Annotated in this window: 11 protein-coding genes; 3 read left to right on the top strand and 8 right to left on the bottom strand. The window is 57.8% G+C overall.

Annotated features, from left to right (window positions below; genetic code table 11):
* Window positions 1-7 precede the first annotated feature (7 nt).
* Window positions 8-595, top strand: a complete 588-nt coding sequence (locus tag SIC19_RS16600; RefSeq protein WP_289599985.1) for a LemA family protein — start codon at window positions 8-10, stop codon at window positions 593-595.
* Between the two features lie 11 nt (window positions 596-606).
* Complete coding sequence (locus SIC19_RS16595; protein WP_289599987.1) at window positions 607-2,583, top strand: M48 family metallopeptidase; 1,977 nt, start codon at window positions 607-609, stop codon at window positions 2,581-2,583.
* Between the two features lie 18 nt (window positions 2,584-2,601).
* Here the strand turns inward: SIC19_RS16595 and gspD are convergent, their stop codons facing one another.
* The 6 genes from gspD to SIC19_RS16565 all read right to left on the bottom strand — a co-directional run bounded on the left by gspD (window position 2,602) and on the right by SIC19_RS16565 (window position 9,160).
* Window positions 2,602-4,554 (bottom strand): type II secretion system secretin GspD, encoded by a 1,953-nt coding sequence (gene gspD / locus SIC19_RS16590; protein WP_085679995.1) that lies wholly within the window; start codon window positions 4,552-4,554, stop codon window positions 2,602-2,604.
* A 32-nt stretch (window positions 4,555-4,586) separates the two neighbouring features.
* Window positions 4,587-5,438 carry a type II secretion system protein N gene (locus SIC19_RS16585; RefSeq protein ID WP_036210102.1) on the bottom strand — a complete coding sequence of 284 codons (852 nt, stop codon included), beginning with the start codon at window positions 5,436-5,438 and terminating at the stop codon, window positions 4,587-4,589.
* 5 nt (window positions 5,439-5,443) lie between these two features.
* The gene (gene gspN / locus SIC19_RS16580; protein WP_075196452.1) at window positions 5,444-6,238 is read right to left on the bottom strand and encodes a type II secretion system protein N; all 795 of its coding nucleotides are present in this window, start codon (window positions 6,236-6,238) and stop codon (window positions 5,444-5,446) included.
* A gap of 166 nt (window positions 6,239-6,404) precedes the next feature.
* On the bottom strand, window positions 6,405-8,057 hold the full coding sequence (gene groL, locus SIC19_RS16575) for a chaperonin GroEL (protein ID WP_036210097.1): 1,653 nt from the start codon (window positions 8,055-8,057) through the stop codon (window positions 6,405-6,407).
* A gap of 65 nt (window positions 8,058-8,122) precedes the next feature.
* On the bottom strand, window positions 8,123-8,410 hold the full coding sequence (gene groES, locus SIC19_RS16570) for a co-chaperone GroES (RefSeq protein WP_007155569.1): 288 nt from the start codon (window positions 8,408-8,410) through the stop codon (window positions 8,123-8,125).
* A 162-nt stretch (window positions 8,411-8,572) separates the two neighbouring features.
* On the bottom strand, window positions 8,573-9,160 hold the full coding sequence (locus tag SIC19_RS16565) for an FxsA family protein (RefSeq protein WP_036210095.1): 588 nt from the start codon (window positions 9,158-9,160) through the stop codon (window positions 8,573-8,575).
* Window positions 9,161-9,257: 97 nt separating this feature from the next.
* On the opposite strand from SIC19_RS16565, the gene SIC19_RS16560 reads away from it, so the two are divergent.
* Complete coding sequence (locus SIC19_RS16560) at window positions 9,258-10,019, top strand: SDR family oxidoreductase (protein ID WP_036210092.1); 762 nt, start codon at window positions 9,258-9,260, stop codon at window positions 10,017-10,019.
* 100 nt (window positions 10,020-10,119) lie between these two features.
* Here SIC19_RS16560 and SIC19_RS16555 read toward each other — a convergent pair whose 3' ends face one another.
* The gene (locus tag SIC19_RS16555) at window positions 10,120-10,431 is read right to left on the bottom strand and encodes an MGMT family protein (protein WP_085679988.1); all 312 of its coding nucleotides are present in this window, start codon (window positions 10,429-10,431) and stop codon (window positions 10,120-10,122) included.
* Window positions 10,428-11,747, bottom strand: a complete 1,320-nt coding sequence (locus SIC19_RS16550; RefSeq protein WP_412535612.1) for an AmpG family muropeptide MFS transporter — start codon at window positions 11,745-11,747, stop codon at window positions 10,428-10,430. The genes SIC19_RS16555 and SIC19_RS16550 overlap by 4 nt, the downstream gene beginning before the upstream one ends.
* Between the last annotated feature and the right edge of the window lie 71 nt (window positions 11,748-11,818).

Genomic DNA, 11,818 nt, shown 5'->3' with positions numbered 1-11,818 from the left:
GCCGCCCATGGGAACCACACTGATCGGCCTGATTGTTATTGCAATCGTTGTTGTCTACATCGTGTTTATCTACAACCGCCTGGTATCTCTGAGAAACCAGTTCAAGAACGGATTTGCCCAGATTGATGTTCAACTCCAGCGCCGCCACGACCTGATTCCCAACCTGGTGGAATCGGCCAAGGCCTACCTTTCCCACGAGCGCAACACCCTTACCGAAGTGATGGAAGCCCGGAATAATGCGGTCAGCGCTCAGAAGGACGCTGCGGGCGACCCAGCAGATGGAGGCAAAATCCAGCGCCTGGGAAGCGCCGAGAACATGCTCTCTAAAGCGCTCGCCAACTTTTACGCCGTGGCGGAAAACTACCCAGAGCTTAAAGCCAACGAAACCATCCAGCAGTTGATGGAAGAGCTTTCCAGCACAGAGAACCGGGTTTCCTTTGCCCGCCAGGCCTACAACGATGGCGTCATGGGCTACAACATCTTCCGTGAACAGTTCCCCAACAACATCGTGGCCGGACTGTTCGCTTTCAAACCTTCCTCCCAGCTGGAGCTGGAATCTCCTGAGGCCCGTCAGGCGCCGAAAGTCGCCTTCTGAGGCCCGTTGCCATGGCACATCCCGGTTTTTTCCAGCGCCAGGCCAGCGCCCGTCGCAACACGGGCTTGCTGGTGGCTCTGTTTCTAGCCGCGGTCGTGATCATCACGCTCCTGGTTTGTCTGGTGGGTTATCTGGTAACCCGCAGCGAATACACCGGGCTGGCGTTTGCCGACTGGCTACTGAGCCGCCATGGGCTGTATACAGCGATAGCGGTCGTTGCCCTGATCGGTATTGGCTCTCTGATCCGCTGGGCGGACCTGTCGGGCGGTGGCGAGCGTGTTGCAAAAATGGTCGGCGCCCGTGCGATTGACCCCGCCACCAGGGACACCGACGAGCGTAGGCTTCGCAATATCGTGGAAGAAATGTCCATCGCCAGCGGCATCAGTGTGCCCGATCTTTACGTGATGGATCATGAAACCGGCATCAACGCCTTTGTGGCCGGCTATACGCCCGGCGAGGCGGTCATGGTGGTGACCCATGGGGCCCTGACACAACTCACCCGTGATGAGCTCCAGGGCGTCGTTGGTCACGAGTTCAGCCATGTTCTCAACGGCGATATGCGTCTGAACGTCCGTTTGATCGCCATCCTGGCCGGCATCCTGATGATCGGACAGATCGGCGCCTTCCTGCTCAGGGCATCCTTCTACCGCTCCCATGTATCCAGCCACTCATCCCGTGACCGTCGGGGCCAGGCTGTTTTCGGGCTGGTAGGTTTGGCGCTGCTGGTAATCGGCTATGTGGGCGTGTTCTTCGGAAGACTGATTCAGTCCGCGGTATCACGGCAACGGGAAATGCTGGCGGATGCCTCCTCGGTACAATTCACCCGTAACCCCGAAGGCATTGCCGGCGCGCTGTTCAAGATTGGCCTCAAAGGGGGCTATCTGGACACCACCAGCCATGCCAGTGACATGAACCACATGTGTTTTGGCGAAAGCGCACGCATGAAATTTGCAGCATTGCTGGCGTCCCACCCTCCGGTTCAGGAGCGTATCGAAGCCATCCAGCCGGGTATGTTTGCCCGCCTTCGCAGCAGGCTTAGAGACAGCGAACCGGGAAGTGCCCTTCGATCCATGGGCTCGCTCCAAACCTCCGAAACCAGTGCAGATACGGCCCATGGAGCGGTTTCCGGCTTCAGCGCAGCCAGCCCTCGCGCCTCCACATCGCCCCTGAACACCCGGCCATCGGCAGATATCTCAACGACGGTAGGCACCGTCAACAAACGCAGCGAAGACTACGCCGTGGACCTTCTCAACCGACTGCCATCAACATTTCGCAACCTGCTTTACACCCGGGCCGGCGCCATTCAGCTGTGCTATGCGCTACTGATCTACCAGCTTCCTGAGTCATCGCAACAGAAACGACTGGCGCTGGTCACCGCCAACGCCCTCTTTGCGCCCAACGCCGACCTGTTGAACAAACTGCTGCCCGCCCTTACCTCACTGGGCGAGGCAGTACGATTCCCGGCGCTGGAACTGGCCATGCCGGCCCTGAGAAAGCTCGATCCGGATGAGCGCAACCAGTTAATGTCGTGTACGGAGGTGTTGATCAGGGCAGACAACCGACTGAGCCTCTACGAACTGGCCATGCATACCTTTCTTCGCCGCCACCTGGCGGGAGACTCGGCCCGCCCGGTTCCGGTACGCCATCGCAGCTACCGGACAGTAACCGACCAGTTGCAAGTGCTGTTCAGCCTGATGGCCCGGGCGGGTGCTCGTCAGGGCATCGACAGCCAGGGACTGTTCACTGAGGCGATGGCAGGTTTTACCGACGGACCTAAGGAGCCGGAACTTCTGGAGACGGTGTCGATCAAGCATCTGCGGGATGCGCTTTTGGTGCTGAACACCCTGTCGCCGCTGCTAAAACCGGCAATTCTCGACGCTTGCGGCCATTGCGTGCTTGCGGATGGAGAGATCAATACCACGGAATATGAGTTGATCCGCCTGGTGGCGGATCAACTGGACTGCCCGATGCCGCCACTGGCAGCCTGAGATCAGCCCCTTGGCCGATCAGTCAGGCTGAGGCCGGAACAGCGAGTCTTTCGTTGGCGGTCTTTCCGGGTCTGGCAGGCCCAGCTTCTTGCGCACACCGAGATTGATCTCCCACAGGCTCTGGAACTTCTCATCCGTGGCGGCTACAGCATCGGCCTTGCCCAGCATGATCGTCGGGCGCAGGAATACCAGCAGGTTGCGTTTCACCCGGCGCTCGGATTCGGAGGAAAACAGACGCCCCAACACCGGGATGTCGCCCAGCAGGGGAACCTTACTCTTATTCACCTGCAAATCATCGGTTGTCAAACCACCCAGAACGATGGTTTCGCCATCATCTGCCAAGACCGTAGTCTTGATTTCACGCTTGTTGGTAATGATATCGGAGGCGGACTCCACGCTGTCACCAATATTCTCGGTGGTCTGCTCCACCACCAACCGTACAAGACCATCGGCGCTGATAGTGGGTGTCACCTTCAGGGTGAGACCGATATCGCGACGCTCAATCGTGGTAAATGGGTTGGTTGTACCGTCACCTGTGACAGTGGACTGACCGGTACGGAAAGGTACGTTCTGGCCAACGATGATTTCGGATTCCTGGTTATCCAGGGTAATGATACTGGGAGTAGACAGCAGATTTGCCGCCGCCGAGGTCGACAGAGCCTGCAGCAGCACGCCCCAGGAAACGCCGTTTTCATTCCGCTGGCCTGCGCCAATGGTAATACCGCCGGTGGCCGGTGCAATCACCGAATCAGAAAGGATCGCACCCAATACGTCGCCCAGGCTTCGGCCGACGTTGTTGAAGTTAGTGCCGGCTACTGGCGTAGACTCGCCGGATTCATCCCCCAGCGCCAACTGGACGCCCAGATCCTGCCCCAGTTCATCGCTGATTTCGACGATGGCCGCCTCAATCATTACCTGGGCACGACGAACATCCAGAGCCTTAACGATCATTTCAGCTTCTTGCATCATCGACGGTTCACCGCGTACCACAAGTGCGTTCAGACCCTCGTCAGCGAACACTGAAAAGCTCGTATTACGCCCGCTTCCGGTACTGCCGCCAGCACCACCTGAGCCCCCAGTGGATTCCTTGGCCACCTCACCCATGACACCCTTGAGAATCTCGGTAAGATTCTCCGCGTCCGCGTGGCTCAGGCGAATGACCTTGGTCGTACCGCCGGTGGCTGAGGGCTGGTCCAGCTTCCTGATCAGCTCCCTCATCTTGTCACGGAAGGTTTCATCCCCCCTGAGAATAAGCCGGTTGCTGCGCTCATCGGCCGTTACGCTGTACTTGCGGGCAGCGTTATCGCCACCACCCTGGCCCAATTCCGCCGGAGCCAGTTCCTGCAGCAACTCGACCATATCGCCCACCCAGGCCTCTTCGAGCTGGATCACCTCCACCTCGTATTTGGACGGACTGTCGAGCTCTCTCACAATCTGTTCGATGCGCTGGATATTGGAAGAGTGGTCGCTGACGATCAGGGCGTTGGCGGCCGCCACCCCCGCCAGGTGGCCATACTTGGCCACGAGCGGGCGCAGGATGGGCACCAGTTCGAGGGCATTGGCGTTATCGATCTGGATAACACGGGTAATCAGCTGCTCTGAGGGTACCTCCGTAAACCGCTCCAGCGACTCAGCGGATTGTTTGGCGTCCACCTGCTGAACCACCTTGATCACTTCCTCGCCGGGAATGGCGGTGAAGCCATGCACCTGCAACACGGCCAGGAACAGGTCGTAAATCTCGTCCTTGTTCATGGGGGCGCTGGACAGGACGGTCACCTTTCCCTTTACCCGTGGATCCACAACAAAGCTGTAGCCGGTGATATCGGCCACCTGGGTCACAAAGGCGCGAATGTCGGCGTCCTTGAGGTTCAGTCGCCAGGTCTCCGTTTCCTGCCCGTAAGCAACAGACATCAGGGGCATCAGCAGGGCCAGAACAAAGGCCCGGAATAATTTGGATCTGTGGTTAAGCATCTGGCGTTATTGTCCTGTATCGTTAAATCCGTTCATCGCCACTGTTCAGGTATGGCATAGCTCACGGTCAGAATGGATCCGTCCCGTTCAATTTCTATTTCCAATTGCGGCTCAGACCGCCAATTCTCAAAAAGCATCATATCCTGCTCAAGATCCCCCAGCCGCTGGCCATTGACGGCAGTGATGACGTCACCGGCCCTGAGGTTGACAGCATTGAGCATGGCATTGGAACCATCGTACACATAACCGGACGTACCTCCCTCCCCGGTCGGGCTCAGCCCGTATGGTGCAAGCGCCGCAACTCCCTGGGAATCAAGCTGTTCCCGTGCTTCACTCAGGAACTGCTCCGGCGAAGACGCCGGTTCCGCCAAATCTTCTTCCACGCCCTCAACCAGGCCAGTGGAAAGCTGTTCTTCAAACGTCAGGGTTTCGTATTGCCCATTCCTGCGAATCAGCACCCGGCCTGGTTCCACTTCCGCCAGTTCGGCGTTACCGGGCAAGACCTCACCCACACGATAGTGCTCAGTTACTCCATTGCTTCCCGCAACTATAGCACCGGAGTCCTCCGGGCGCTCTGCCACCAGCACACCTTCAAGCCTGAGGTTGAGCCTGGTTTCCGGTGCCGACCGGCGTACCACTTCTGCGACACGGGTTTGTTCTTCCGCCCTGCCAAACACCTGATGGGCCGCCAGTGGCTGTAATCGGCCGCCACCTGAAGCGCTCGCGCGGCTGTCAGAGGCGGGTGCCATGGCCACCGGGCGGTCATCCCAGGCGATGAGCCAGGTTGTCTGCGCCAGTACCAGGGCAACATAAACCACGAGGCCCGCCAGTAACAAATTGGCCAGCAACCGGGGCAGTCGCCGGCTACCGATAACAGCCGCCATTGCTGTCACAGAGCACCTCCCGGAATCAAGGGCTGCTTGACCCTGAAGACGACATCACTGGGGTTAGCAGAATCTGGCCAGGGTTGGTCGGCCAGGTCGATCATGCGTTTATAGACTCGCAACTCCATCATACCGTTCCAGCGAATCTCGGCATCCGCCGCGGGGCCATCGCCGCCCTGCTCCGAGATGACCAGCGCAACGCCATCGGCCGTACTGTCCATCGTCGCCAGCATGGGCGGGAAATCTGCCTGGCCAATATTATTCCCCATGGGCCAGGTAACCTGGCCTCCTGCCCAGCGGCCAACGCCGTCGGCCTGGGTCACGCGGTTGTCCTGCCACGACAACACCAATCGATCAATGGTGACGTCACCTTCGATGACTGCTCCACCGCTGCGTCGGATCAAGTCCTCAAATTCAGCGACTGCCAGATGGCCACTGGCGTTGAGGGTGCCTGCCCCCTGCCATCCGAGACTAACATTGCCATCCACGGAAGACTGTGACGACGACACTGAAAAATCGACGGGTAACGATAATCCGGAAACGGACGGCATGCCCAGCCGCCACTCAAGCCTTACAGGATAACCGGCGACCACCACACCGGCAGCGCCTGACCAGACCCTGCCAGACACCTGACTGACCTGCACTTCCGGCGGAAGCGCAACATAGGCAGACGCCTGATGCCAAAGCCATCCGGCCGGTACGAGAACCACCAGCGCCACCAGATAAACCAGCACACCGGCCAAGGTCAGCAGGAACACTTTGCCGGGTCTGAGAAAGGCTTTTGCTGGGGTTTCGCTCATAGAGTGTCACAAAGATAAATGGCCGGTTGCCGAGTCTAGCAAAGCCATTTCGCAAGTTCATGACAAAAAAACAAAAAACCCCGCATCGGTGTGAACCAATGCGGGGTTTTTCGGGTTTATGGGGCCATTCCTCAGAAATTGAGAATTGGTCCGGGTCCGGCCGGCATTACATCATGCCGCCCATGCCTCCCATTCCGCCCATACCACCCATGTCCGGCATACCGCCGCCGGCGCCTTCTTCTTCCGGCTCGTCCGCAATCATCGCCTCAGTAGTGATGATCAGGGAAGCCACGGAAGCCGCTGCCTGCAGCGCGGAACGGGTCACTTTGGCCGGGTCAAGGATACCCATCTCCAGCATGTCACCGAATGCTTCGGTAGAGGCGTTGTAACCATAGGCGCCTTCGCCTTCCATGATCTTGTTCACAACAACGGAGGCTTCACCACCGGCGTTGGTTACGATCTGGCGCAGCGGAGCTTCCATGGCACGGCGCAGGATGTTAACACCCGCCTTCTGCTCTTCGTTGATGGCGTCTACCTTGTCCAGGGCCGCAATGGCACGAATCAGGGTGACACCGCCGCCCGGTACAATGCCTTCCTCGACCGCAGCGCGGGTGGAGTGCAGGGCGTCTTCAACGCGGGCCTTCTTCTCTTTCATTTCCACTTCAGAACCGGCGCCAACCTTGATGACGGCTACACCGCCAGCCAGCTTGGCCACGCGCTCCTGGAGCTTTTCCTTGTCGTAGTCGGAAGAGCTGTCTTCAATCTGCTTACGGATCTGCTCAACGCGGGCTTCGATATCGCCCTGAGCACCAGCACCGCCAATAATGGTGGTGTTTTCCTTGGTGACGTTGACGCGCTTGGCAGTACCCAGGTCATCAATGGTGGTGTTTTCCAGAGACAGGCCGACTTCTTCGGAAATAACAGTGCCGCCAGTCAGAATAGCGATGTCCTGCAGCATTTCCTTGCGGCGGTCACCGAAGCCAGGTGCTTTTACAGCATTTACTTTCACAATGCCGCGCATATTGTTCACGACCAGGGTCGCCAACGCTTCACCTTCGATGTCTTCAGCAATAATCTGCAAAGGCTTACCAGCCTTGGCCACAGATTCCAGAACGGGCAGAAGCTCACGGATGTTGGAGATCTTCTTGTCAACCAGCAGGATGTACGGGTCATCCAGTTCGGTGGACATGTTTTCCTGGTTGTTGATGAAGTACGGAGACAGGAAGCCACGGTCAAACTGCATGCCTTCCACTACGTCCAGCTCGTCTTCCAGGCCACGGCCTTCCTCAACGGTGATAACGCCTTCCTTACCCACTTTCTCCATCGCGTCTGCGATAAGCTGGCCGATGGTCTCGTCGCCGTTGGCGGAGATCGTGCCTACCTGGGCAATGTTGCGGCTGTCGTCACAGGGCTTGGACAGGTCACGGATGGCCTGTACTGCTGCGATTGTCGCCTTGTCGATGCCACGTTTGAGGTCCATCGGGTTCATGCCGGCAGTAACGGCCTTGATGCCCTCACGAACAATGGCCTGTGCCAGAACGGTCGCAGTGGTGGTGCCGTCACCGGCGGTATCATTGGCCTGGGAAGCAACTTCCTTGACCATCTGGGCACCCATGTTCTCGAACTTGTCTTTCAGCTCGATTTCCTTGGCGACGGATACGCCGTCCTTGGTGACGGTCGGTGCGCCGAAGGACTTATCCAGAACCACGTTGCGGCCTTTCGGGCCCAGGGTTACCTTAACCGCGTCCGCCAGGATGTTGACACCCTGAACCATACGTTTACGGGCGCTGTCACCGAATCTAACGTCTTTTGCTGCCATGTCTTCTATTCCTGTTCGTTAAACCCAATTTAATCGTTCAATCGGATTGCTGCGTAACCGAGCGTTTACTCGAGAACGCCGAAAATGTCGTTTTCGCTCATGATGAGCAGGTCTTCGCCGTCAACCTTTACGGTGTTACCGGCGTACTGGCCAAAGACCACGGTGTCACCCACCTTTACCGCCAGCGCACGGGTTTCGCCATTGTCGAGGATACGGCCATTTCCTACGGCGATAACTTCACCCTGGGACGGCTTCTCTTTGGCATTACCCGGCAGTACGATGCCACCAGCTGTTTTCTCTTCTTCTTCCTTACGGCGCACGACAACACGATCGTGTAGCGGACGAATTTTCATTGCTCGATATCTCCAATGTCAGGTTAGGTTTGGCAATGATGGTTGCGTTAAAAGCCGGGGCTTTTAACCAACTGTTTTACAGCGGTTATTAGCCCGCAGCGAACTTGTGAGACCTATGTGGGGGTGGCCGATGCGTTTTCAACACTTCCCCCAAAAAATTTTTCAGTTTTTTTTCGGACCGCCATCGCCGTGATCACTATCCTCTCGGCCTTCGGTATTCCGGTTCAGGCGATCGTAGTCGCGCTCGGTTTCGTCGCGGTATTCCCCTTCAATAATGTCATCGTTCCTGTCGAAAGGATTTTGACGCCCGAACGGCCCTTCGCGGCCACCAAAGGGCCCCTGCCCCTGGAAAGGCCCCTGCTGGCCTGCGGTAAATGTGAAACCGCCGGACTGACCGGCCACCACCATCCGCTTCAGGGCCTGGGCCGCAAACCAATGGCGGGTGCCCGGAATAAGGCAAAGGAAGCCAATGGTGTCGGTGACGAATCCCGGTGTCAGCAGCAGGGCGCCGCCCACGGCCAGAATCAGGCCTTCCGCCACTTCCTTCGCCGGCAACTCACCACTATTGAGCCTCTGATTGGCTTTCAACAAGGTGGCGAGCCCTTGCTGCCTCAGCAGCGCGGCACCAATGATGGCCGTCAAGAGGACAAGGCCAATGGTATTCAGGGCGCCAATCATGGTGCCAACTTTGATCAATATCGTCATTTCGACGATGGGCATGACAATGAACAAAAACAGAAAAATGCCCAAGGGAGCCTCCGTGGATGAGCGTTGGTCTGGTTGCTGCGACCGTAAAAACCTCTGATATACTCGCCGCTTCCGCTAATGCTTAACCTTAGGGCAAAACATGAAACTTCAAGATTCCGTGATCGCAATTACTGGCGGCGGCCAGGGTTTGGGCCGAGCCATGGCTGAGTATCTGGCAGCCAAAGGGGCTCGTCTGGCGCTGATTGATCTGATGCCGGAGAAGCTGGAAGAGGCTGCAGCCGCCTGTAAGAAAGCCGGTGGCGATGCCAGAACCTATATCTGCAATGTCGCCAAGGAAGACGATGTCGAGAAGACATTTGAGGCTATCGTAGCGGATTTTGGTCAGCTTAACGGGTTGATTAACAACGCTGGCATCCTTCGGGATGGGCTGATGGTGAAGGTTAAGGACGGCCAGGTTGAGAAGCGCATGGAGCTGTCGCAGTGGCAGTCGGTGATTGATGTGAATCTGACGGGGGTTTTCCTGTGCGGCCGTGAGGCGTCTACGCAGATGATCAAGAATGGCGATCAGGGTGCGATTATCAACATTGCGTCGATTTCCCGTGCGGGGAATATGGGCCAGAGCAATTATTCTGCCGCCAAGGCGGGGGTTTCGGCGTTGGTGCCGGTATGGGCCAAGGAGCTTGCCCGTTATGGCATTCGGTGCATGGGGATTGCGCCTGGCTTTATCGAGACTGAGATGACGGCCTCGATGAAACCGGAAGCCCTTGAGAAGATGACCGCTGGTATTCCCTTGAAGCGTATGGGTAAGCCGGAGGAAATTGCGTCTGCGGCGGCGTTTATTTTTGAGAATGACTATATGTCGGGGCGGATGATTGAGGTTGATGGGGCGCTTCGGCTGTAGGTTTTGAGCTTTGCCCCTCTCTGCTACCTAGCCTGAAGGGTTTGGGGGCTGGCTAGGGGGTGGTGCCCGACTGTACTCCGATGTATATCAACCCAATAAACTACGGGCGCCAGCCGAACTGCTTCATTGATATTCGTCCATCTACAACGACGACTCCTTCCTCCCGCAAGCTCTGGGCTTGCGTCTCAAAAGCCTCGCTGCCGATGGGGAAGGCGATCTGGCCATTGCTTCTGATCACGCGATACCAGGGAATGGCGTGCCCTTCTGGGAGTTTTCCCAAAGCTTTACCGATATACCGGGCCTGCCGGCCCAGGCCGGCCATATCTGCGATCTGGCCGTAGCTGGCTACGCAGCCAGGGGGGATAGCGGCGACAACCTGCCAGATTTTCTGGTCTTTGGTGGGTTCGGTCATGACGACTCAACAGCTTCGTTCCGCGGTGCCAAGGCGTCCAGGCGTTCGCCTTTGCGCATCATGTATATGGCCAGCAGTATGGCGGGAACGCCCATTATGCCGGCAACCAGGAAGAATTCTGCGTAACCGAATCCGGCCACGACGATGCCGGAGAAGCCGCCGATGAATTTTCCGGGCAGTGTCATCAGGGAGCTGAACAGGGCGTACTGGGTAGCGGTGAAGGCCGCGCTGGTCATGCTGGACAGCCAGGCTATCAATGCCACATTGGCGATGCCGCCACTGAGATTGTCGGCACTGACCACCAGTGCAAGGGTGACAATGTTGGGCGGGTATTGTGCCAGAACGACGAAAAGCAGGTTGGTGGCCGCGGTCATGATGGCGCCAGCCAGCAGGATGCGACGTACGCCGTACCGTACTACGAGTACACCACCCACCAGAGAGCCGGCGATGGTCATGAAGAAGCCGAAGATTTTGGTAACGTCGGCCACCTGGGTTTTTGAGAAGCCCATGAAATCCAGATAGAAGGGGTTCGCCATAACCCCCATGGCGATGTCGGAGATGCGATACACAGCGACCATCACCAGGATCAGGATGGCGAGTTCCTTGTAGCGACGGAAGAAGTCCAGGAAGGGCCCAGCGATGGCAGCGTAGAACCATCCGATGAATCGAGCCAGGCGGGGGTTGAGGTGGGTGCGCTTACTCGCCTCATGCTCAATTTTGTCGGCGATGTCCTGTGCGGCGGCGTAGTGATTGACCCTGGGTTCCCGCACGATGAGTACCGTCACCATGCCTACTCCAACAAGCAGCGCCATCACTTCGTAAGACACCTGCCAGGACCAGAACTCCGCAAGATACAAGGCCCCGGCCCCGGCGACCAGCAAAGCCAGCCGGTAGCCGAAGATATAGGTGGCCGCCAGTGCCGCCTGCAACCGCTCTTCCGCCACTTCAATCCGGTAGGCATCAATCGCCACGTCCTGGGTGGCGGACGAGAAAGCCACCAGCAAACCGCAGAACGCCATCATCTCCGGTGCCACGGTGGCGTCCACGTGGGCCATGAGGTACAGGCCCGTTGCGATGCCCGCCTGAGCCAATAATATCCAACTCCGGCGCTTGCCCAGCATCCTGTCGAGAAACGGCAGTTTCAACCGGTCCACCACCGGCGCCCAGAACACCTTGATGGAATAGGTTATGCCAAGCCAACTGAAAAAACCGATGGTGGCCGTTTCCACCCCGACATCCGCCAGCCTTGCGTTCAGGGTGGAGAACACCAGCAGGAACGGCAGGCCGGCCGAAAACCCCAGAAACAGGAGCGCAATGACCTGCCAACGAGTGTAGGTGTGGAGGGTTTCCTTAAGTAACGCCAGGGTGTTGCCGGATAAAATGGTGT

The organism is Marinobacter sp. MIT930201, from assembly GCF_047122665.1.
GTDB lineage: Bacteria > Pseudomonadota > Gammaproteobacteria > Pseudomonadales > Oleiphilaceae > Marinobacter > Marinobacter salarius.
The sequence above is the reverse complement of the archived record's forward strand: the minus strand, read 5'-3'. Positions and strand labels throughout refer to the sequence as shown.